Raw genomic sequence first — 22,460 nt, forward strand, 5'->3', positions numbered from 1 at the left:
CCTTTTTTATGCGCTTCCTGTCAGGATTCCGGAGGGACTGACATATCGCGGTATTTCACCAGTATCGGGTTCTGCACGTCTGCTTTGTTTTGCAGATCCCACAGCCCGCGGTCTATACCGTCGTTAATTAAGTAGATCACGCCGGTTTCAATGGCCGACATCAGACACATCATGACCGGCTCGTTAGAGGTGTAGCCAATTTCACCTTCCAGCAAACGCTGGTAATCGATGAAGCGGAATACCCCTGCCTGAACTTCATAAGACAGAATGGTTTTGCTGGTGTTCACCGAAGAGAGCACTTCGCCTGTACTGACGTTAACCACACGCAGGTTAACGGCGATCTGGTCGAGCTGATACTGGGTATCCGCACCGATACCGAAGTAACGTGCTCCCGCACCACCCGATTTAACGTTACTTTCGTAGCCGATAATCGATCCTTCAATCATTACGTTCGCTGCCGCCAGAGATTGCAGAGGCGTCCGGTTATTGTCCGCAACGGTGCCATTTTCCTGGGCGGCACGAATGATTTTGCGTTCATTCAACAGGTTCTGGAGCCCCTGACGTTCCAGCGGAATAAACCAGTGCGAATCCTTGAGTGCGGTAACCAGCATCGCGGTGGCGCTCTGCGGCACTGCCGTGGAGAAGTTACTTGCCGGGTAAGGTTTGAATTGCCCGGTTTCATCCTGAATGTTGTACACGGAGACAAATATTTTTCCCGTTGGAGCAGGTAAATGCGTTAAATCACGATAACTCTGGGCCCGAGGCATTAATGTTGGTTTTGCAGCTTCTTTAGGTGGAGCAGTTAAACAACCGCTCAATAAGCACACTGCAACAAATATCAGGAAGCGCTGCATGATTGTTGTCCTTATTTCGTTGTTGTTCAGAAGTTAGTTGAATCGTTTTGTAGACCGGAAACCTGGATGGTGGAGATTTTTCCGGTTTTACGATCGGTCACGTTCAACTGAAGCTGTCCGTCCGTGTTGGCGATATCAACGATAAAGTCGTTGGTCACCATCCGCCCGGGTTTACCGGTATTAATGTTGGTCAGCAAACCACCTAAAATCTGCGACTGGATGGCCTGCGTGAAGTTATCCAGTGCGGACGGGGTATCAACGCTAAAATTCTTTAAGCTGGGATCCTTATAGGAGTTTTGCGCCTGAGCTTCATTCAGCAGGAACGCGCCGTTGTTAGGGTTACCGCCAAAGTTAGGGTTACGGAACTGAAACGTCATGTTTCCGGCCCAGCTGATGGGTGTGATCAGCATTATCGAAACAACTGCATATGCAATACGCATGACAGCCTCCGCATATCGGTTCGCTAGAACTCGTCTTTTGCTAAATCGCTGGTGCTTAATAGGGCTTTATCTATTTGCAGGCGATTAATAGCGTCTTCTGATTGTGCCAGTGCTAAGACTACGTTTTTATCGAAGTCCATTTTGGTCGGGAATAAAAACGTTTGATAAATAACGGACTGATTAGCCGTTATTGTTATCCAACTTCCCCATCGTGCACTGGGCCGCTCGTTGATTGTTATATTACCCGTGTATGTACTTTCCCATTTGTCACTGAAGGCACGGTAAAAACTGTGCCCGACCGATGAGACAGTGTGGTCTGTTAACAATCCGGGAACTTCGACCTCGACGGCCTTCAGATTCCCAGCAGCGAGCAGGAAACTCGCTGCGGCGATCCAACTCAACGTGCGCTTCATGTGATTAACGCCTGAGGTTATCGTTTGCCCACGAAACCGCCTGAGTTCGGTTTTTCACAGCTATCTTCTTGAAAAGATTATAAAGGTGCGTCTTTACCGTATTTTCGCTGATAAATAACGAACGGGCGATTTCAATATTTGAAGCACCAATGCGTAACTTATTCAGGATCTCTTTCTCACGGTGCGTGAGCAGTGCTGACTCTGAGCTGTTATAGCGATAATTTCCGGAGTGCGTGATGAGATAGCTGGCAAGCTTTTGCGAAAAATAACACTCTCCGCGCAATATACCTTGCAGCCCCTCTACCACCCGGTCTTCTTCTTCCGTGACGTAGAACACGCCATTGATATGCGGCCAGCTTTCAATATCTCTGAAAGGATATTCATCAGGCGTATTCAACAATAGCACGCGGATATTATTGTTTTTTCTGCTTAAAATATCCTGCCAGTAATGGATAAGCTTTTTATCAGCTTCCATCATATCGAAAAGAATGATGCTGCCAGGTGCAATATCATCAAAAGAACGTTGAATATTATGCAATTTCCCGCTCAGTGATAAAGATTGCTTTAAATGTTGTAATAATGCTGTCGCTTGCAAAGAAGGTTTTGTGATCAACAGTAATGTATGACCATGTAAACTATGGACTTCATTATACATGATGAAACCCCACTTTATTTTGGCACCTGGCAGCTGTCCTCCAGTTTAAAAGAGGACACCAGAAGTACTGACAGATGTTGCACTGCTGTGTGTAGAATCAGACCATAACCTCCACAGGGAGGTAAATATAAAACCAATTTCGTACATCTAATTTCAATCTAGCTTTTACGAAGTTTAAAGCAAGTGTTAAACATGTAACAGAACGTAAAAATCAATATTAATTTGTGAAATTTGATTGTTTGGAATGGTGAGAATTGATGAGAAAGTTGTACACCTAAATAGAGATGCACAGATTTTAAAAATCATACAAATATTTTTAACGATATGATTATTAAGAATATTTGTTATTTTTGTAAAGCGCTAATTAAGTATGAGTTTCAGATGATTTCTAAGCCCAGGAATGAGCGACTGTCTGGCTTAAGAAAAGAGGCTCCGTGTCACGCACAGAGAAAAATGTTTCCTGCCGTTACGTTTAAACAACCCGGGAGGAAGCGTGGACAGCCTTCGTCTCGTTGTACAACCCTTTCGCAATACACCTTTATTAAAAAATATAAGCCGGCCTGATTAAAGTGATTTTTACTGTAAATTACGACTTTGTGGTGACCCGAAAAATAAAAATAAGCCGCGCGGGTGAGATATTTAAAATGTTTCAGCGGACATACTCTTCACCGTAACGACGCGTTAACACCATACGAGCCGTTTAAACATGGAGTAATTAAATAGCCAGGTCCAGGGTGACAACATGAAAAACACATCGTTAATTGTGATGTTTACATTACTGGGTGCGCCTGGATTTGTAACCGCGGCTAATTCAGATTTGGCAAATGCTGAATATAACTTTGCGGTTAACGAATTAAGTCTTTCATCACTAAATCAGGCAGCCATTATTGGTCAACGGGGCGTTTTCAATGACGCTCAGGTTCGCCAGGACGGTTCAAAACTCTTATCCATTGTTTCCCAGGATGGGGCAGGCAACAGAGCGAGGGTTGATCAATCAGGGGCTTACAATATAGCCTGGATCGATCAGAGCGGTAACGGGAATGATGCAGGCATTACGCAAGATGGATACGGTAATAGCGCGAAAATTATCCAGCAAGGGTCGGGTAATAGAGCAAATATTACGCAGTACGGTACGCAGAAAACCGCAGTTGTAGTGCAGAAACAGTCGCAAATGGCGATTAACGTTATTCAACATTAGCGCTTTCGCGACGACTTTAATCAATCCGACGGGGGTTTACCATGAAATTTTTCAAAGTGGCAGCGCTTGCAGCAATCGTAGTTTCTGGTAGTGCTATGGCTGGTCTGATTAATCAGGATGGCTGGGGTCATGGGCATGGTCACGGTGGATACGGTGGCCCAAATTCAACCCTGAATATTTATCAGAATGGTGGCGGTAACTCCGCGGTTGCTCTGCAAACAGACGCCAGAAATTCTGTCCTGAATATTAGCCAGACAGGTGGCGGTAACGGCGCTGACGTTGGTCAGGGTTCTGATGACAGTAAAATCAACCTGACCCAGAAAGGGTTTGGCAACAGTGCAACACTTGATCAGTGGAACAGTAAAAAATCCGTCATGAATGTTAGCCAGTCCGGCGGATTTAACGGTGCACTCGTAGACCAGACTGCGTCCAACTCAACTGTTAACGTTACCCAGATCGGTTTTGGTAACCACGCGACAGCTCATCAGTACTGATACTGAAATCTGTGCTACAAAAAAACAGGGCATCAGCCCTGTTTTTTTTCGGGAGTTCATCATGAATACTTTAATTCTACTCGCCGCGCTTTCCAGCCAGATAACGTTCAAAACGTCGCAGCAGGAAAACATGACCACCATTATTCCGCAGGTCACTCTGGCGCAATCGTGTGATTGTCAGGTTCAGATTGTTTCTGTTCGGGAAGGGCAGGGGGGACAAAGTTCGTCCCGGCAGCAAAATACCCTTTTTATACCCGCTAATCAGACGATTGATTTAATGCGCCTGAGTTTAAATATTAACGCAGGAGACACGGTAAAAATCGTGGTCACCGTTTCAGATGGAAAATCGCTTCATTTATCACAACAGTGGTCACCGGCGGGAAGTTCGATCTAAATATTCATGAAATCAATATGTTGCGAATGTGGCGGGTCTGTGCCGTTGAGCTATGCTGATATCAGGGACCTGGTCATTATGTTCCTTAACGTGAGACTTCGTTTGCCGTAATAAATGAAGCGCGTTTACCCCTCATGGACGATTTTCATTGAGGAGTACCTATAATGAATAACTATTTTGCTCGACTTGCGGCCGGTCTGGGTCTGGTCGTTTCTGCTTTGAGTATCCCGGCTTATTCGGCCACAGTTGTTGACGGTGGTGTCATTCATTTTCGCGGTGCCATTGTCGCAGACCCCTGTGAAGTCACTCCCCAGAAGCAACAGTTTGCAATGTCATGTCCAGATAATAACCGTATGCAAACGCGTATGGTGAGCTATGAAGAGGCGCTTAACGGGAAAGTGAGTGACTCAAACCTGACGACGCTCAATATGAAATACCTTAATCCTGAAAAAACGCTCGCGGTTGTCGAAATCCAGTATCGCTAATGCGCACTCTCCCGCCCAGCGGTGGAAGAGGATTTTTTCTGATAGTTTTTTCTCCCGGTCTCCTCTGCGATACACTTAAGAAAAAGGCGGGTTGCAGAGGGGCTTTATGAAACCGCAAATTGACATTATTCATGGCGATATTACGACCATGCACGTCGACGTTATCGTCAATGCGGCCAATCCCTCCCTGATGGGGGGAGGCGGCGTGGACGGGGCTATCCACCGGGCTGCCGGACCGCAGCTGCTGGAAGCCTGTAAAACCGTGCGGCAACAGCAGGGCGAATGTCCTCCCGGTCACGCGGTGATTACGCTTGCGGGCAATCTGCCTGCCAGAGCGGTTATTCATGCCGTAGGGCCCGTCTGGCATGGCGGGGACCAGCACGAAGCGAGTATTCTGGAAGAGGCTTACCGGAACTGTTTGCGGCTGGCCGCCGACAACGGCTATAAAACGATGGCGTTCCCGGCCATCAGCACTGGCGTGTATGGTTACCCTAAGGCCGCCGCCGCAACGATCGCCGTAGAAACCGTTTACCGCTACCTGTCGTTAAAACCGCTGCCGGAGAAGGTGATTTTTGTCTGTTTCGACGACGATACCCTGCATCTTTATCAGCGGCTGCTAACTCAGCGCAGACAAGAGCTGGAAAGCTGAAGCAAACGCGGCGCATCCGGTGCGCCGCGTGTTCTAAGAGGCTTTCGCCTGCGGTTTTCCTGAAAAGAGGAAACGCAGAAGCGGGATCCGCAGATGGATTTCGTAGAGTACGATCGCCACCCCCACAACGAACACCAGCCCGGTAAAGAAGCCCAGCGTGTTGGAGGCGATGTGCGGTGTGATGTAAGCCCCGAAGAAAAGCGTCAACGGGTGATGCACCAGATAGATAAACAGCGAAGCATTAACGAAGTAGGTCACGCGGTGGGACTTAAAGTTCAGCAAACGGTGGCCTAGCGCGAATACTACGTTCACCATCCACAGGCCCAACAGCATCGTGATCACGCTTTCCGTTTCATACATCCAGGCGTCGCCGCTCCCGTAGCGCTGATTCAGCAGATAGGCCGCGAACGCGAGGGTGGCTCCCAGAGCGCACCACGGTGACGGGGTGACAAACAGCGATTTAAGCTTCGGATGAATAAACGCCAGCGCGCCGATTAAAAAGAAGGGAATGTAGAACAGCGACTGCATCACCACAAAATTAAATAACCCGTCGCTCAAAATCGGCGGGTAGACGATAAGCAGGGTCCGTCGCACGGCGGCATAGGCAATCCCCAACAGCAAGAAGAGCACTGACAGTTTGCCCATCGTAACGTTGGCGAAAAAGGTGTCGGCCTTCGTACTTAGATGGTGGCGCAGGCGGCTGAAAATCAACAGACTCACCGTGGTGAGCACCACCAGGACCAGCAGGAACCACAGGTGAGACACCAGCTCCCAGACCAGCGTGTTGTACTTTTCATACAGCGTCAGATTCGGCCAGTTCTCCGCTTTACCCTTCACGTACTGCAACATAATGAACTGGGGCAGCGTCAGCAGCGGAATGGCGGTCAGCATGGGGATCCCCACGCGCTCTACGCGCACTTTCCACCAGCGCTTGAGCGGGTATCGCAGAAACAGCATGTAAGAGAAATAGCCGGATATGACAAAAAACACCTGCATACGGAAGGCGTGAATAAAGTCATTAAACAGCGTCAGCCACCAGGAGGGCATCTGGCTATTCACGTGCCAGGTGTGGCTGGAGTAAATCAGTGAAATGTGAAAGGGGATCCCCAATAGCATCAGCCATGCCCGGATCGAGTCGAGGAAATATTCACGTTCTGTTGGTGTTGTGCTCATATAACGTTGTGCATTCTCAGACTTTTCGTCTTATCCCTAAGACTCATAATGGTTACATTCGAAGGCAACCCTACACCAAGACCGACACCCTGTCTCCAGGATAAGCACGCAAAGTGAATAGCGGGTTCTTTCATTTGCTTAATCCCTGAGCCAGCAGCTGAACAAAGCAGTGATAATGTTGTCGGATTGCCTGAGTTTCCATTAAAATGGATCGGATCGATATAAGCACACAAAGGGGGAAGTGCTTACTTATTATGAAACATAAACCACAGATGATGAAAATGCGTTGGTTGGGTGCTGCAGTGGTGTTGTCACTGTATACCTCATCGGCACTGGCCTTTAACATCGACGATGTCGCAAAACAGGCAAAATCGATGGCAGGCAAGAGCTACGAAGCGCCGAAAAGTAACTTGCCCTCCGTTTTCCGCGACATGAAGTATGCGGACTATCAGCAGATCCAGTTCAATCACGATAAAGCGTACTGGAGCAATATCAAAACCCCGTTCAAGCTTGAATTTTATCATCAGGGTATGTACTTCGACACGCCTGTTGCCATCAATGAAGTGACGGCGACAGCGGTTCGTAAGATTAAGTACAGCCCGGATTATTTCAATTTTGGCAATGTGCAACACGATAAAGATACGGTGAAAGACCTGGGCTTCGCAGGCTTCAAGGTGCTTTACCCGATCAACAGCAAAGATAAAAACGACGAAATCGTCAGCATGCTGGGTGCCAGCTATTTCCGCGTCATTGGCGCGGGGCAGGTATACGGGCTTTCTGCGCGTGGTCTGGCTATTGATACCGCGCTGCCATCAGGTGAAGAGTTCCCACGTTTCCGTGAGTTCTGGATTGAGCGTCCAAAACCAACTGACAAACGTCTGACCATTTATGCGCTGCTGGATTCCCCGCGTGCAACCGGCGCCTATCGCTTTGTGATTATGCCGGGTCGTGACACGGTGGTTGACGTACAGTCCAAGGTTTACCTGCGTGACAAAGTAGGCAAACTGGGCGTTGCGCCACTGACCAGCATGTTCCTGTTTGGGCCGAACCAGCCGTCTCCGGCAACCAACTTCCGCCCGGAACTGCATGACTCCAACGGTCTGTCTATTCATGCCGGTAACGGTGAGTGGATCTGGCGTCCGCTGAATAACCCGAAACATCTGGCGGTGAGCAGCTTCGCAATGGAAAACCCGCAAGGTTTCGGCCTGCTGCAGCGTGGTCGTCAGTTCTCCCGCTTTGAAGATTTGGACGATCGCTATGACCAGCGTCCAAGCGCCTGGGTCACGCCAAACGGTGACTGGGGTAAAGGTAAAGTCGAGCTGGTAGAAATTCCAACCAACGATGAAACCAACGATAACATCGTCGCTTACTGGACACCGGATCAGCTGCCGGAAGCCGGTAAAGAGATGAACTTCAAGTACACCATTACCTTCAGCCGCGACGAAGATAAGCTGCATGCGCCGGATAACGCGTATGTGATGCAGACTCGCCGCTCAACGGGTGATGTGAAGCAGTCTAATCTTATCCGTCAGCCTGACGGGACCGTGGCGTTTGTCGTGGACTTCACCGGCCAGGATATGAAGAAACTGTCGCCGGACACCGCCGTTGCCGCTCAGGCCAGCATCGGTGATAACGGTGAAATCGTTGAGAATACCGTGCGTTACAACCCGGTAACCAAAGGCTGGCGTCTGACCCTGCGCGTGAAAGTGAAAGATCCGAAACAGACCACTGAAATGCGTGCTGCGCTGGTCAGTAACGATCAGCCGCTGAGTGAAACCTGGAGCTATCAGCTACCTGCCAATGAATAATACATCTGAATATATTGATGCCATGCCGCTGACGGATATCGAAAAAGCGGCACTGCCTAAGAGCGACATCCGCGCGGTTCACACCGCGCTGGATGGTGAACATCGTCAGTTTTCCCGTGATGATGATACGCCGCTCGGGTCAGTCAAGGCGCGTCTGGAGCAGGCCTGGCCGGACTCGCTGGCGGAAGGGCAGTTGATTAAAGACGATGAAGGACGCGATCAGCTTCAGGCGATGCCGAAGGCCACGCGTTCCTCAATGTTCCCCGATCCATGGCGCACCAACCCGGTGGGCCGCTTCTGGGATCGCCTGCGCGGGCGTGATGTGACGCCGCGCTATCTGACGCGCCTGACAAAAGAAGAGCAGGCGTCCGAACAGAAATGGCGTACCGTGGGGACCATCCGTCGCTATATCCTGCTGCTTCTTACGCTGGCGCAGACGGTCGTCGCGACCTGGTACATGAAAACCATCCTGCCTTATCAGGGCTGGGCGTTCATCAACCCGACGGACATGATGGGCCAGGATCTCTGGGTCTCCTTCATGCAGCTGCTGCCGTATATTCTGCAGAGCGGCATCCTTCTGCTGTTCGCGGTTCTCTTCTGCTGGGTCTCGGCCGGTTTCTGGACCGCGCTGATGGGCTTCCTGCAGCTGCTGATGGGGCGTGACAAATACAGCATTTCGGCGTCAACGGTCGGGGATGAACCCCTCAATCCCGAGCACCGTACCGCGCTGATTATGCCTATCTGTAACGAAGACGTTGACCGCGTATTTGCGGGCCTGCGTGCGACCTGGGAGTCCGTAAAGGCGACCGGTAACGCGGAGCATTTTGACGTTTACATCCTGAGCGACAGCTACAACCCGGATATCTGCGTTGCAGAACAAAAAGCGTGGATGGAGCTGATTGCAGAAGTGCAGGGCGAAGGGCAGATCTTCTACCGCCGTCGCCGCCGTCGTGTGAAGCGTAAAAGCGGTAACATCGATGACTTCTGCCGTCGCTGGGGTAATCAGTACAGCTATATGGTCGTGCTGGATGCGGACTCCGTCATGAGCGGTGACTGCCTGAGCGGTCTGGTGCGTCTGATGGAAGCCAACCCTAACGCGGGTATCATTCAGTCCTCGCCAAAAGCGTCCGGCATGGACACCCTTTATGCGCGCTGCCAGCAGTTCGCCACCCGTGTCTACGGGCCGCTGTTCACCGCGGGTCTGCACTTCTGGCAGCTGGGTGAGTCGCACTACTGGGGTCACAACGCCATCATCCGCGTGAAGCCGTTCATTGAGCACTGTGCGCTGGCGCCGTTGCCGGGTGAGGGGTCATTTGCAGGCTCTATTCTGTCGCATGACTTCGTGGAAGCAGCGCTAATGCGTCGTGCTGGCTGGGGCGTCTGGATTGCCTACGACCTGCCGGGATCGTACGAAGAGCTGCCGCCGAACCTGCTGGACGAGCTCAAGCGTGACCGCCGCTGGTGTCACGGTAACCTGATGAACTTCCGTCTGTTCCTTGTTAAAGGGATGCACCCGGTTCACCGTGCGGTGTTCCTGACGGGCGTGATGTCTTATCTCTCCGCACCGCTGTGGTTTATGTTCCTTGCGCTCTCCACTGCGCTGCAGGTGGTCCATGCCCTGACGGAGCCGCAATACTTCCTGCAACCGCGGCAGCTGTTCCCGGTGTGGCCGCAGTGGCGTCCGGAGCTGGCGATTGCGCTGTTTGCCTCCACCATGGTGCTACTGTTCCTGCCTAAGCTGCTCAGTATCATCCTGATCTGGTGCAAAGGCTCGAAAGAGTACGGCGGTTTCTTCCGCGTGACCCTTTCACTGCTGCTGGAAGTGCTGTTCTCCGTGCTGCTGGCACCGGTGCGTATGCTGTTCCACACCGTATTTGTGGTCAGTGCGTTCCTGGGCTGGGAAGTGGTCTGGAACTCACCGCAGCGTGATGACGACTCCACGCCGTGGAGCGAAGCCTTTATGCGCCACGGTTCTCAGCTGCTGCTAGGTCTGGTGTGGGCGGCCGGGATGGCCTGGCTGGATCTGCGCTTCCTGTTCTGGCTGGCGCCGATTGTCTTCTCGCTGATCCTGTCGCCGTTTGTCTCCGTGATCTCCAGCCGTTCAACGGTGGGGCTGCGGACCAAACGCTGGAAACTGTTCCTGATCCCGGAAGAGTATTCCCCGCCGCAGGTGCTGGTGGATACCGATCGTTATCTCGAGCAGAACCGCAATCGCACGCTGGATGACGGCTTTATGCACGCCGTGTTTAACCCGTCATTCAACGCCCTGGCAACGGCGATGGCCACTGCGCGTCACCGTGCCAGCCAGGTGCTGGAGATTGCCCGCGATCGTCACGTTGAGCAGGCGCTTAACGAGACCCCGGAAAAACTCAATCGCGACCGTCGACTGGTGCTGTTGAGCGACCCGGTGACAATGGCGCGTCTTCACTACCGCGTATGGTCCGCTCCGGAGAAATACTCTTCGTGGGTAAACTACTATAAGGAACTGAAACTTAACCCGCTGGCGTTGAAGGCGAAGTAAGTTTTTAAATAGGGCGGATAAGCGAAGCGCCATCCGCCAAATAAAATACCGGCTTAATTGCCGGTATTTTTTTAGAGGTTACTCATGAAAATAATCATCGTCGTACTGATGGCATGCCTGCTCAGCGGCTGCGGCAGTATCATCAGTCGCACCATTCCAGGGCAAGGCCACGGTAATCAGTATTACCCGGGGGTAAAATGGGATCTCCGTGACTCCGCATGGCGTTACCTGACCGTGCTCGATCTGCCGTTCTCGCTGATTTTCGACACGCTGTTGCTGCCGATTGATGCCAGCCATGGCCCTTACGAATAGCGTAAATTAACGCTCGTCCCACTCATCGGCTGCGGTTTGACCTTCTTCCGTATCCAGCGGTGGCTCGAGCTGAAACTCGCCCTCATCCCACTCGTGTAGGGTGTTCTCTTCCAGCCATTCCTGCCGAAGTTCGATTTCGTCATAGTCGCCATCGAAGACGGCCTGCGCACCTTCACCGCTCAATATCGGCAAACATTCCCCTTCTTCACCTTCATCGGCAAAGAATTCGGCCTGCCACATAATATCCCCATCCTGCAGAACGTATTTTTGGATATTAAGCTGTTGCACGTCAGCATCTTCTTCTTCAACGCCGGGGTTGTCGGCGAGGAACTCTTCACGAGCGGCATCAATAGCTTCTTCCAGCGTGGCGTACATGGTCATTGGTGTCTCCCTGTTTTCCAGAAGGTTTCAGGGAAAGAATAGCTGAATATAAGATTCTGCAAGTATGAATGTGAAAATAAGACGTCACGCATTCAATGCCGCCCACTTAAGCGGTGCGGCACGAGAGTTCACCGCGTAACGGATTTTTGACATCTTAACTGCCCTCGGCCTTAATGGCTGGAGGCGTTTTGTTATGAACACCGCTTCCAGATCTCCACACATGTGCTCTAATTGTTTTTGGATTGACGGTATTCACCAGTACTGACATCTCCGATGGCGGCAGAAGACGACATGGGCGAACCGTCGCTGAAAACGAGCAGGTCGTTGAGAAATGGCATAAGAAAACGGCTCCCTGTAGTGGAAGCCGTTATAGTGCCGCGGTAAAGAATCGGTCAACCGCTCCTTAACTGAACGGCATTGCCCATTAAGCGGGGCTTTTTCTTGATTCCATATCAACGCTTCTTTTTTGGTTTGAATAAACGATCACTGACAATAAATGCAACTATCAGGAATATAACAGTAGATATTAATGCATAATCTTCCCAAAAGGTGACGGCGAGCATACCGAAAATAATAGTTAAACCAATAGGTATATAAACTTGCATAACAAGCCTAACTAATTCCTGCCACCACACGCTAAACATTTTTTTTCATCGTACTATCCTAAGAATATCAGAAACAATATCGTTATCGCTTTTTGGTATTGGTTGTGTACGTCAACACGATCAATTATTGATTCAACCAGGAAGTATAACATTTCCAGATCACGATTATAGAGATCTCTATAGTACCGACTATGTTTATATAAAAGACGTTCCGCAGCCTGTGAAGCTACCTGTGCGTACCCATATATTCCCGCCGCAGCTACACCACGCGTTGACCATTTGGTGAGTGCCGAGGAGATCGATACTTGCATTGAAAGACTTGAAGCCGCTAACGTAGCGATAGTGTACGCAATGGTAAACTTGGTAAGGGTGGCAGTTGTAAACCCAGCTCCTGCTTTAGACAAGATTAACGTAATGTTCCTGATGCGCTGGTCTGAGAGATTTTCAAACATATAGTTGATATAGATTTCAAGCATCTCTCTTATAGTGTCATGATGTTTTACGAGTACTACAAGAGCCTTCAAGAACCTCTTATCTTCTTGCTTCAAACGTGTACATACGTCCTGGTAGTTGTCGAGGAAGCACGAGCTATACCACGAAAGCCTTTCCACCCCAGAGTATATTAAATGAGCCTGTTGTACGGCTTGCTGTTGAACACCAGCAAGGCTTTATCCAGCAGGTTAGCCATGTAGCGATCAGCATCAAGTTTGTTCAGTATAAGCGAGTTGTAGCTCATGAATCCTTCCCATGTTTCTCCCTATCCATATTCCACATAACAGTAATAAACCTCCGAATAATAAACAAGATGTATCTACCGATGGAGGCAGGTCACGCCAGTACTCGAAAACCCGCAAGGCGTTATTACTCACTTTGCTCGACAGATGATAGTACTGAATCAAAGTGATTGGGGTCGGTACTACGTACCTAAAGTCTTTGCGAGTAATTACGCGTCGCCTTGCTCCTTGTCAGGGTTGCGGGCTGTTGAATCCCTTCGCGTACTTACCTACCTTATAGTGGTGATGTTCGATTACTCGACACATGATAGAATCGCCCTATACAAACAGCAGGGAAAACAAAATGCAAATAATGAGGATGACATACGACGACATTGATAAAAATGGCTATGCCAAATTACACGTCTATGGAATAGGAACTTTCTCTGCATTCAGTGGGCAAAACCCATATACCAATGATCCCAACTGTGCGTACTTACCAAACAGTGCAATACCTACTGGACGGTACTGGATAGTTGATAGGCCAACTGGCTCTACATTGAATAAGATCCGGGCATGGGGCGTTGATACAATCACAGGTAATGACCACTCCGAATGGTTTGCACTCTTCAGTGCTCAAACCATGACAGATAGCATAATGATTAACGGTGTATCGCGTGGTAGTTTCCGGTTACATCCACTCAGGCCGGATGGTTCTGGTTTCTCTGAGGGGTGTATTACTTTCGTCAATCGACCCGATTTCTATACTGTACGTAGTCAGTTGCTCCGTACTAAAAAGGTTAAAGTACCAGGATCAAGGACTGGATTGATGGCATATGGTTATGTTGATGTGCAAGGGGGGAGCGACTATGCGAAGTGCAGGATTCGTTAAGAATGCGGCCATATACAGTATCTGTATTGTCTTTGCATGGTGGCTATCAAGTTTCGGTAAGCCTCTCAATGGACTAACGCAATGGGTCATGGATACCGCCTATAGTACTTTCGGTTCCGGCCTGAGTGGTTCATATGAAGCTGATGCAGATCCGGTAAGGTTCATCGCCTTAATCCTGATGGTACTTATCTACGCTACCATACTGTTCTTGCTCACACGTTTGGTACTAAGAAAGTTTCAGGCCAATCGCTAATACCTCATTTTATTAAGTACCCTCACTGTATATGGTGAGGGTGTTTTTTGGTACTTAATTACTGACTATAACAATAAATACATCAACAATAGATGAGGTGAGTTTATGGAAAAATATATTATTAACGATTTTGTTTATGAAGTTATTGGCAATGTGATAACCGTCCTGACCTGCCCCCCGTATTAGACACAACCATCAGTTAGTAATGTCGGTTTGTTTACTTTCACATTTTCCATTCCGCCACCGTGCTGCAAACTCTGATGGCGTCTGATAATTCAGTGCTGAATGTGGACGACATCGTTATAATCCTGCCGCCAGTCATTAATGACTTTCCTTGCGTGAACGATATCACTGAACCTGTGCTCATTCAGACATTCATCGCGAAATCGCCCGTTAAAGCTCTCAATAAATCCGTTCTGCGTTGGCTTGCCCGGCTGGATTAAGCGCAGTTCAATACCATGCTCAAAAGCCCATTGATCCATTGCACGGCAGGTGAACTCCGGCCCCTGGTCAGTTCTTATCGTCGCCGGATAGCCTCGAAACAGTGCAATGCTGTCCAGAATACGCGTGACCTGAACGCCTGAAATCCCGAATGCGATGGTAATGTCAGGCACTCCTTCGTGAAGTCGTCCACACAGGTCAGGCACTTGATCCTGCGACCGGTCGCATCACACATCAATACCACGGCTTCCCGCTTCTGGTCTGTCGTCAGTACTTTCGCCCCAGGGCCACTGAAGAGCCTCCTTATCCAGCATGGCTTCGGCAAGCAGCTTCTTACGCCAGGTATAATAGGTGGCGTTGGAAATGGCGTACTTGCGGCAGAGCTCACGGGCAGAGACCCCTGCTTCAGCTTCGCGGAGGATACTGATGATCTGTTCGTCGGAAAAACGCTTCTTCATGGGGATGTCCTCATGTGGCTTATGAAGACATTACTTACATCGCGGTGTCTTAATCAACGAGGAGCAGGTCAGCGTACATGGTCATTAGTGTCTCCCTGTTTTCCCGAAGGTTTCAGGGAAAGAATAGCTGAATATAAGATTCTGCAAGTATGAATGCGAAAATAAGCTTCAGGCGTTCGTCTTATTCCGTCACGGGCCGTAACGCGCGGGATAAACTGAACCACGAATAAATGGCATTGAACAACACGACGCCCGCCGTCACGATAAAGACGGCGCGAAAACCGAAGCTGGCGGAGATCCCGGCCCCGAGCAGCGGTCCGGTGACGTTACCAATATCCCGGAATGACTGGTTATAGCTGAAAATACGCCCGGCAATCTGGTTCGTGGAGTTGTAGACCAGCAGGGTCTGTACGGCGGGCAGCAACGCGCCGTCGGCGGCACCCAGCAAAAAGCGCAGGACGCCCAGCTGCCATGGCGTTTGCACCATCGACATCGGGATAAGCAGCAGGACGGAAATCACCAGCGCGCAGATCAGGATTTTTTCCGGACCCACCCGGTCCCCCAGTTTTCCCAGCCTCGGGGCACTCAGCAGCGCCGCCACGCCGGGTACGGAGGCGATCAGCCCGCTGATGAACGCAATATTGCTGACGTTACCCGCCAGGTCGCGAACGTACAGCGTCAGAATAGGGGCAATCGACCCGGTAGCCACCTGGATAATCATTGTCGTCACGAACAGGCTCAGCACCAGTCTGGGATTTTTAAGCGAGGTCAGCACCTCCCTGGCGTGAAGCATCTCTTTTTTGGCGACAGGCGTGAAGTTTTCCCGAATACAGAGCAGGGTGACGATAAAGCACAGGAACAGCACGCTGGCGGTGATAAAGAAAACTGGCCGCAGGCCATAGCTATCGGCCAGGAGTCCGCCGGCCAGTGGCCCCAGCAGGGCGCCGCTCACGCCGCCGGTTGAGAGCGTGCCCAGCGCCCAGCCGCTCTTATGGCGGGGAATTTGTGTGGCAATCAGGGCATTGGCATTGGGAATAAAGCCCCCCAGCAGGCCCAGCAGCGCGCGGAGGATCAGGAACTGCCAGACGTTTTGCGCCACGCCCATCAGCGCCATGATAATGGCCATCCCCAGCGCCGAACGCAGCAGCATGATTTTACGTCCCTTGCGATCGGCAAGGCTGCCCCAGAAGGGCGAAGCGATCGCAGAAAACAGGAACGTGATGCTGAATACCAGGCCGGACCACATATTGAGCGCGCTGTGACCCGTCACGCCCAGCTGTTCGACGTAGAGCGGCAGGAAGGGCATGACCAGGCTAAACGCCGCGCCGGTAAGAAAACAGCCAAGCCACGCAACCGTGAGGTTACGCTTCCAGTTTATGGGGGCATCTGAGGGTGACATAACAATCCGCATAATGAGGTGCTGAGCACCTGAAGCATGAAGTAATAAGCCTGCTAATTATGCGCCTGGGTTATGATTGCCGCAATGAGGGGGAGCTTTTAAAGCTAAAACAGCATGCGGCCCTGAGGACCGCATGAGGATTAATAGCGGGACGGCGTACCTTGTGGGCGTGTTTTAAAACGGCGGTGCAGCCACATATACTGCTCCGGGGCGAGCATGATGCACTTCTCCACAACGCTGTTCATCCAGCGCGCGGTGGTTTCTGCATCGTCAAGCGGCGGCGCGAGTTCCGGCTCCAGCATCATCAGCTCGTAGCCTGAACCATCCGGTTTACGGCGAGGAACAAAAGGCACGATGGCAGCTTTGGACATCCGCGCCAGCATCCAGGTGCCGGTGGTTGTGGCGGCCTCGTCAACGGCGAAGAAGGGGACAAATACGCTGGCCTGCGGACCATAGTCGTGGTCGGGGGCATACCAGACCACTTCACCGGATTTCAGCGCGCGGATCATGCCCTTCAGATCTTTTCGGTCGATCATGCTTTTGTTGGAGCGCATGCGGCCGTTGGTCTGGATTAAATCGATGACCGGGTTATCGTTAGGACGATAAACGCCAATGCCGGGTGCCTGCATGCCGAACATGCGTGCCCCGATTTCCAGCGTCAGAAAATGGACGCCGATCAGCAGAACGCCCGTCTGGTTGGCCTGAAGCGTATGCACCGGATCCATGCCGGTTCCCGTCACCTCGCTCCAGCGGGCCATGCGTTTGTCTGGCCAGAACCACGCCATACCGGTTTCCATGAGCCCCATCCCGACGGATTCGAAATTCTTCGAGACCATATCGTGACGATCTGTCTCGCTCATCTGCGGAAAACAGAGCTCAAGATTGCGGTACGCGATTTTGGCGCGACGCTTCATAAACAGCTGCGCGAAACGGCCCAGAAATTTACCCAACCGAAAAATTACAGGGTAGGGAAGCTGTACCAGGAGCCATAAAAAGCCAATGCCAAGCCAGGTCAACCAATAGCGGGGATGCAAAAGGGCGGCAGTAAATTTTGGTAACTGGGTCATGTCTTTCCTGTGTTCAAACGTCCTGTTTTGCTAGTGTCTCATTTTTTTAGACGTAGCCAAAATATCTGCTTTCGAAGCGTGCACGAATACAGCAATTGTTAAGCCTGATTAATCAGGGTGTGTGAAATGTAGCGTAAATTGTGTGGATGTAAATTAGTTTTATTTGCTATATGATGCCGACCGATTTTCATTCTCTCTAACGATTCCAGGACTGTACACCATGCCAGTGTTACACAACCGCGTGTCGAATGAGATGTTAAAAGCGCGTATGTTGGCTGAAACCGAACCGCGCACCACCATCTCTTTCTACAAATACTTCACGATCAACGATCCGCAGGCAACCCGCGATGCGCTTTATCAGGCGTTCACGGCCCTGAACGTCTTCGGACGCGTCTACCTTGCCCGTGAAGGCATCAACGCGCAGATTAGCGTACCGGAAAGCAAAGTCAGCGCTTTCCGCGACGTTCTTTATCACTTCGATCCGGCCCTCGACGGCTTACGCCTGAACATTGCCCTGGACGATGACGGGAAATCCTTCTGGGTGCTGCGCATGAAGGTGCGTGAACGCATCGTGGCGGACGGTATCGACGATCCTGAGTTTAACCCGGCGGATGTCGGCGAATATCTGAAGGCTGCGGAAGTGAATGCGATGCTGGACGATCCGGATGCCGTGTTCATTGATATGCGTAACCACTATGAGTACGAAGTGGGGCATTTCGAGAACGCAATGGAAATCCCGGCCGACACCTTCCGCGAGCAGCTGCCCAAAGCGGTTGAGATGATGCAGGAACATAAAGATAAAAAGATCGTTATGTACTGCACCGGCGGTATCCGCTGTGAGAAAGCCAGCGCGTGGATGAAGCACAACGGCTTTAATAAGGTCTGGCATATTGAAGGCGGCATTATCGAGTACGCCCGTCGTGCCCGTGAACAGGGTTTACCGGTACGCTTTATCGGGAAAAACTTTGTCTTTGACGAGCGTATGGGTGAGCGTATCTCGGAAGACGTTATTGCCCAGTGCCACCAGTGCGGCGCGCCGTGCGATACCCATACCAACTGCAAAAACGACGGGTGCCATCTGCTGTTTATTCAGTGCCCGGCCTGTGCCGAGAAGTTTAACGGCTGCTGTAGCGAATTGTGCAGCGAAGAGAGCATCCTGCCGGAAGAAGAACAGCGTCGCCGTCGTGCAGGACGTGAAAACGGCAACAAGATTTTCAATAAATCACGCGGCCGTCTGAATACCAAACTGGGTATCCCTGACCCGGAATGATAATAACGCCCGGTACGGCAAAAGCCTGCCGGGCGAATCTATTATGATTTCTGCTGTACACCTTCAACGGAAATAATCAGCTCCACGTCCTGAGACGCCGGGCCTAAATCCGTTGTGATATTAAAATCTTTCAGATGAATTTTACCCGCTGCTTCAAATCCTGCGCGTTTACCGCCCCACGGATCGTCACCCTGACCCAATAATTTAGCCTCCAGCGTGACCGGTTTTGTTACGCCGTTAAGCGTCAGGTTGCCGGTAATATTCAGCTTATCACCGTCTTTTTTCACTTCCGTGGAGGTGAAAGTAGCCTGTGGGTATTTCCCGACATTGAGGAATTCCCCACTGCGCAGATGTTTATCACGTTCAGCATGATTGGTATCAACGCTGTTAGTATTAATGGTCACGTTGACCTTGTCGGCGGCAGGATTTTTCTCGTCAAAGGTGAATGTGCCGTCAAAATCCTTAAAGGTACCGTACAGCCAGCTGTATCCCAGATGCTGAATACGGAAATTGACGAAAGCGTGCTGGCCCTCTTTATCAATTTTATAATCAGCCGCCACGGCGGAACCGGCGGTGAATAACAGAGAACCCAGGGCGATACCCAGCAGGTGTTTTTTCATTTTATGCTCCAGAGTCAACTGACGAGCGGCCAAGCATGCGCTTTAGCGTATCGTCTTTATCAATAAAATGGTGTTTGAGGGCGGCAAGCCCGTGAAGTACGGACAGGATCACGACGCTCCACGCAAGCCAGAGGTGTACGACCCCTGCGGTGTCTGCCTGAGCGCCCGCATCGCTGAGCGTTGCCGGGACGTCAAAAAGGCCAAAGACGCTAATCGGCTTACCGTCCGCCGTCGAGATAAGGTATCCGCTAATCAGAATGGCGAAGAGCAGCGCATAGAGCGCAATATGCGCGGCGACTGCACTGACGCGGGTAAATTTGCTGTGGGTCTTCGGCGCGGCAGGCGGTGGGGAAATATGTCGCCAGATCACGCGGAAAACCAGGCCCAGCATCAGCAGGACACCAATGCTTTTATGTAACTCCGGTGCCTGGTGATACCAGCCATCGTAATAGCTGAGCGTGACCATCCAGAGCCCAAGTCCAAACATACCGTAGACGGCAAGAGCAAATATCCAGTGCAAACCTATGGATATTATTCCGTAGCGCCGGGAGGAGTTACGCAATTGCATCAGAATGTCCATTTTCAAATTAACCGGAAAGTAAAAATGAACGGGAAGGCGGGATATTGCAACTGAAATAATTGTCTATTGATTTTTATTTTATTTATTTCAGCAATTTTGAAAAGGATCGCTAACGCTAATTCAATCTCTTCGTGCAAGCGAAATGGTGAGTTTCAGTAAAGATAAATTAACGTCAATTATTGTCAGTAAGGCTTTTCAGTAAAATACAATGTAAACAAAATCAATAATGGCCAACAGCGCCCACAATAAGAGATAGAGCATAAAATGCTCGCGAATATTATTCATCAGAAAGCTAACGATCCTGCGCATAACGCCCCGTAATGCAGTGTGAGTGAACCGGGCCCCGGGACGTCCGGAGCCCGTGTGGATTATCCGTTAAAACGCGAGAGTGAGAAGGGCGTCAGATCAAACTGCGGCGTGATACCCTGAGCAAACTGCGCGGCGATTTCACCTAGCACGGAAGCGAATTTAAAGCCGTGGCCGCTCAGCCCGGTGATGAGCAGGGTGTTGTCATGCCCGGGCAGCGTATCAATGATGAAGTCTTCATCCGGTGTGTTGTCGTAGGTACAGGCTGCGCCATACAGCAAGCCACCGACGCCCGGAAGAATATTCCGCAGGAATGAGAAGGCTTCCGAACCATCCTGAGGAAAGGCGCCGAAAGGCTTACGCTCTTCAGGGGAGGTGATCGCCTGGCCCCCGTTGTGTTTACCAATTTTCAGCGCGTCTTTCTCGGAAGGGAAACCGTAGAACTGATCGCCATTCGGTAATTCCCCGGTGAAGGCCGGGAATTTATTCTGCGCGCTGTAGCGCCCATCTGACTGGAACCAGGAGAAGACCTTGCGCACCGGCTGGATTGGCAGCTCCGGCAGCAGGCGAGTGACCCAGGTTCCTGCGCTGACGAGCAGGCGAGAGGCTGAATAGTCGCCGTCAAGGGTCGTTACCGTGACGCCATTCTCGTCATGGGTGATGGCCTCCACCGGACAGTTAAACAGCTGTGCACAGCCGGCTTTCGCGGCAAGGTCGACCCAGGTTTTGATCGCTGTTTCACAATGCAGTACGCCGGAGTGGGCTTCAAAGAGGCCAATATAATCGTCCGGGACGCTAATTTCAGGCCAGCGCGCGGTTATGCCCGTTGCGTCCAGCTTCTCAACGTCCAGATTAAAGGCTTTCGCGCTGCGCTCAACGCCGGCAAGAAATTCCGAATGAGCCGGGCCAAGGTTGATAACCCCGGTACGCTCGAAAATACGCTCTTCGGTCTGCTTCGCCAGTTCATCCCACAGCGTCTGGGCGCGAAGCACCAGCGGGACATAGCGCTCGCCTTCTCCATACGCATGGCGCATGAGGCGGGTATCGCCATGATGGCTGCCTTCCGCATGGGGAGGGAGGTGGGCATCGATCATCAGGACCTTCAGACCTGCCTGTGTTGCGTAATAACCGGCAGCGGAACCCACGGAGCCGCTACCAATAATGATTAAGTCGTATCTCATATGCATCTCATAAACTGACGTTTTGTTAGCAGAGTAATTAACAACGCGGAGTTAGACAAGGGAGAAATAAATAAGGCACCGCGAGGGTGCCTGTAGAGAGAAAAGTGGGCATAAGCTTAGTGCCGTTTATACTCATTTTCCTGATAGTCGCCAGATTCTATTTTTGCAATACCTGCCTCTAAAATAGAAATAAACTGACGGGCGACGTCTGTTGTTAGCCACAGCGTCTGTCCAACTTCCGCTTCTTCACGGTTGAGTTGATTCGGGGTCTGGTAGTGCAAACGCAGCATCAGCGCATCGTAGCTATCTACGGTACTGATATCCCAGCCAACAAGTGGATGGGTCTGGATCACTTCACTATTCTTTTCCATTATAACCCCCTTAATGCGTGTTAGAAGACAACGGCTTTGAGGTTCAATGCATGTTTTTCTGAAAGCATCTTTAGTATACCAAGTAATAAGGGTTCCGAAGGGAAAAATAAACAGGTGGCAACACATTTTTCTGCTTTTTAGGATTGTTCGAACAATAAAACACCATCTTGTTCACGATTCTTAAAGAAGATGCCGAATTAATTTGAACTTACCGTATTTTTAGACAAAAAAAAGCCGGGGCGACCCGGCAAAAAAACACAATGAGGGAGCAGTATTAATCTGTGATAAACCAGTCGTCTGCGCTTTCCCACGTTTCCTGCAGGATTTCGCTGATGCGATCTTTATCTTCTTTCGCCGCACCAATGACGGAGAGGTTGTTCGCCGCGGCGTAACGCACCGTTACGGCACCCGCGTTGTCGGGAAAGGTGTTGTTAATACGGCGGGATAATTCGCCTGCCAGTGCATCAAGCGCGCCGGCAGGCAGAACAGTTGTTTTGGCTATGGTGACTTCAATACGCATAAATGCC

At 50.8% G+C, this 22,460-nt stretch carries 24 protein-coding genes and 1 pseudogene; 10 read left to right on the top strand and 15 right to left on the bottom strand.

The window, feature by feature from the left end:
• Positions 1 to 20: 20 nt before the first annotated feature.
• The 4 genes from csgG to csgD are packed head-to-tail and all read right to left on the bottom strand — an operon-like array spanning position 21 to position 2,362.
• Positions 21 to 854, bottom strand: coding sequence for a curli production assembly/transport protein CsgG (gene csgG / locus AC0TNG_RS23335; protein ID WP_032648920.1), 834 nt, complete (start codon positions 852 to 854; stop codon positions 21 to 23).
• Positions 855 to 880: 26 nt separating this feature from the next.
• Positions 881 to 1,294 carry a curli production assembly/transport protein CsgF gene (csgF, locus tag AC0TNG_RS23340; RefSeq protein ID WP_032648919.1) on the bottom strand — a complete coding sequence of 138 codons (414 nt, stop codon included), beginning with the start codon at positions 1,292 to 1,294 and terminating at the stop codon, positions 881 to 883.
• 23 nt (positions 1,295 to 1,317) lie between these two features.
• Complete coding sequence (gene csgE / locus AC0TNG_RS23345; protein WP_024908986.1) at positions 1,318 to 1,707, bottom strand: curli production assembly/transport protein CsgE; 390 nt, start codon at positions 1,705 to 1,707, stop codon at positions 1,318 to 1,320.
• Between the two features lie 4 nt (positions 1,708 to 1,711).
• Complete coding sequence (csgD, locus tag AC0TNG_RS23350) at positions 1,712 to 2,362, bottom strand: biofilm master transcriptional regulator CsgD (RefSeq protein WP_024908987.1); 651 nt, start codon at positions 2,360 to 2,362, stop codon at positions 1,712 to 1,714.
• 742 nt (positions 2,363 to 3,104) lie between these two features.
• On the opposite strand from csgD, the gene csgB reads away from it, so the two are divergent.
• The 5 genes from csgB to ymdB all read left to right on the top strand — a co-directional run bounded on the left by csgB (position 3,105) and on the right by ymdB (position 5,582).
• Positions 3,105 to 3,560, top strand: a complete 456-nt coding sequence (gene csgB, locus AC0TNG_RS23355; protein WP_024908988.1) for a curli minor subunit CsgB — start codon at positions 3,105 to 3,107, stop codon at positions 3,558 to 3,560.
• A 41-nt stretch (positions 3,561 to 3,601) separates the two neighbouring features.
• Positions 3,602 to 4,054: a curli major subunit CsgA gene (csgA, locus tag AC0TNG_RS23360; protein ID WP_024908989.1), complete on the top strand. Its 453-nt coding sequence runs from the start codon at positions 3,602 to 3,604 to the stop codon at positions 4,052 to 4,054.
• Positions 4,055 to 4,115: 61 nt separating this feature from the next.
• Positions 4,116 to 4,448 carry a curli assembly chaperone CsgC gene (csgC, locus tag AC0TNG_RS23365; protein WP_032650821.1) on the top strand — a complete coding sequence of 111 codons (333 nt, stop codon included), beginning with the start codon at positions 4,116 to 4,118 and terminating at the stop codon, positions 4,446 to 4,448.
• A gap of 164 nt (positions 4,449 to 4,612) precedes the next feature.
• Positions 4,613 to 4,933: a type 1 fimbrial protein gene (locus AC0TNG_RS23370; protein WP_157188917.1), complete on the top strand. Its 321-nt coding sequence runs from the start codon at positions 4,613 to 4,615 to the stop codon at positions 4,931 to 4,933.
• A 106-nt stretch (positions 4,934 to 5,039) separates the two neighbouring features.
• The gene (gene ymdB / locus AC0TNG_RS23375) at positions 5,040 to 5,582 is read left to right on the top strand and encodes an O-acetyl-ADP-ribose deacetylase (RefSeq protein ID WP_248272254.1); all 543 of its coding nucleotides are present in this window, start codon (positions 5,040 to 5,042) and stop codon (positions 5,580 to 5,582) included.
• 33 nt (positions 5,583 to 5,615) lie between these two features.
• On the opposite strand, the gene mdoC is transcribed toward ymdB, so the two are convergent.
• Positions 5,616 to 6,755 (bottom strand): glucans biosynthesis protein MdoC, encoded by a 1,140-nt coding sequence (gene mdoC, locus AC0TNG_RS23380; RefSeq protein ID WP_048991548.1) that lies wholly within the window; start codon positions 6,753 to 6,755, stop codon positions 5,616 to 5,618.
• Positions 6,756 to 7,009: 254 nt separating this feature from the next.
• On the opposite strand from mdoC, the gene mdoG reads away from it, so the two are divergent.
• From mdoG to AC0TNG_RS23395, 3 genes are all read left to right on the top strand, one after another.
• Positions 7,010 to 8,563 carry a glucans biosynthesis protein MdoG gene (mdoG, locus tag AC0TNG_RS23385; protein ID WP_021240787.1) on the top strand — a complete coding sequence of 518 codons (1,554 nt, stop codon included), beginning with the start codon at positions 7,010 to 7,012 and terminating at the stop codon, positions 8,561 to 8,563.
• Positions 8,556 to 11,084 (top strand): glucans biosynthesis glucosyltransferase MdoH, encoded by a 2,529-nt coding sequence (mdoH, locus tag AC0TNG_RS23390; protein WP_473713172.1) that lies wholly within the window; start codon positions 8,556 to 8,558, stop codon positions 11,082 to 11,084. The genes mdoG and mdoH overlap by 8 nt, the downstream gene beginning before the upstream one ends.
• A gap of 84 nt (positions 11,085 to 11,168) precedes the next feature.
• A complete protein-coding gene (locus AC0TNG_RS23395; protein WP_032650824.1) occupies positions 11,169 to 11,396 on the top strand; it encodes a YceK/YidQ family lipoprotein in 228 nt (75 codons plus the stop codon).
• Between the two features lie 6 nt (positions 11,397 to 11,402).
• Here the strand turns inward: AC0TNG_RS23395 and AC0TNG_RS23400 are convergent, their stop codons facing one another.
• The gene (locus tag AC0TNG_RS23400; RefSeq protein ID WP_023311118.1) at positions 11,403 to 11,777 is read right to left on the bottom strand and encodes a MysB family protein; all 375 of its coding nucleotides are present in this window, start codon (positions 11,775 to 11,777) and stop codon (positions 11,403 to 11,405) included.
• Between the two features lie 1,697 nt (positions 11,778 to 13,474).
• Here AC0TNG_RS23400 and AC0TNG_RS23405 point away from each other — a divergent pair.
• Entirely contained in the window at positions 13,475 to 13,987 is a 513-nt protein-coding gene (locus AC0TNG_RS23405; protein ID WP_343582610.1) for a DUF2778 domain-containing protein, read from the top strand.
• Positions 13,988 to 14,435: 448 nt separating this feature from the next.
• Here AC0TNG_RS23405 and AC0TNG_RS23410 read toward each other — a convergent pair.
• The 3 genes and pseudogenes from AC0TNG_RS23410 to AC0TNG_RS23420 form a co-directional block, all read right to left on the bottom strand.
• Positions 14,436 to 15,139 (bottom strand): annotated as a pseudogene (locus AC0TNG_RS23410) (integrase core domain-containing protein).
• 181 nt (positions 15,140 to 15,320) lie between these two features.
• Positions 15,321 to 16,538: a multidrug efflux MFS transporter MdtG gene (gene mdtG / locus AC0TNG_RS23415; RefSeq protein WP_267216714.1), complete on the bottom strand. Its 1,218-nt coding sequence runs from the start codon at positions 16,536 to 16,538 to the stop codon at positions 15,321 to 15,323.
• 140 nt (positions 16,539 to 16,678) lie between these two features.
• On the bottom strand, positions 16,679 to 17,605 hold the full coding sequence (locus tag AC0TNG_RS23420) for a Kdo(2)-lipid IV(A) acyltransferase (protein WP_157188922.1): 927 nt from the start codon (positions 17,603 to 17,605) through the stop codon (positions 16,679 to 16,681).
• 220 nt (positions 17,606 to 17,825) lie between these two features.
• On the opposite strand from AC0TNG_RS23420, the gene trhO reads away from it, so the two are divergent.
• Positions 17,826 to 18,875, top strand: a complete 1,050-nt coding sequence (trhO, locus tag AC0TNG_RS23425; protein ID WP_024909001.1) for an oxygen-dependent tRNA uridine(34) hydroxylase TrhO — start codon at positions 17,826 to 17,828, stop codon at positions 18,873 to 18,875.
• A gap of 41 nt (positions 18,876 to 18,916) precedes the next feature.
• Here the strand turns inward: trhO and AC0TNG_RS23430 are convergent, their stop codons facing one another.
• The 6 genes from AC0TNG_RS23430 to dinI form a co-directional block, all read right to left on the bottom strand.
• A complete protein-coding gene (locus AC0TNG_RS23430; protein WP_048990275.1) occupies positions 18,917 to 19,495 on the bottom strand; it encodes a YceI family protein in 579 nt (192 codons plus the stop codon).
• A gap of 1 nt (position 19,496) precedes the next feature.
• Positions 19,497 to 20,063: a cytochrome b gene (locus tag AC0TNG_RS23435; RefSeq protein ID WP_208763753.1), complete on the bottom strand. Its 567-nt coding sequence runs from the start codon at positions 20,061 to 20,063 to the stop codon at positions 19,497 to 19,499.
• Between the two features lie 207 nt (positions 20,064 to 20,270).
• On the bottom strand, positions 20,271 to 20,384 hold the full coding sequence (locus tag AC0TNG_RS23440) for a DUF2770 family protein (RefSeq protein ID WP_032645429.1): 114 nt from the start codon (positions 20,382 to 20,384) through the stop codon (positions 20,271 to 20,273).
• Positions 20,385 to 20,443: 59 nt separating this feature from the next.
• A complete protein-coding gene (gene solA, locus AC0TNG_RS23445; RefSeq protein ID WP_473702362.1) occupies positions 20,444 to 21,562 on the bottom strand; it encodes an N-methyl-L-tryptophan oxidase in 1,119 nt (372 codons plus the stop codon).
• A gap of 116 nt (positions 21,563 to 21,678) precedes the next feature.
• Positions 21,679 to 21,933, bottom strand: a complete 255-nt coding sequence (gene bssS / locus AC0TNG_RS23450) for a biofilm formation regulator BssS (RefSeq protein WP_008500827.1) — start codon at positions 21,931 to 21,933, stop codon at positions 21,679 to 21,681.
• Between the two features lie 274 nt (positions 21,934 to 22,207).
• A complete protein-coding gene (dinI, locus tag AC0TNG_RS23455; RefSeq protein WP_008500826.1) occupies positions 22,208 to 22,453 on the bottom strand; it encodes a DNA damage-inducible protein I in 246 nt (81 codons plus the stop codon).
• Positions 22,454 to 22,460 lie beyond the last annotated feature (7 nt).

This window comes from Enterobacter sp. PL_is514, from assembly GCF_055816715.1.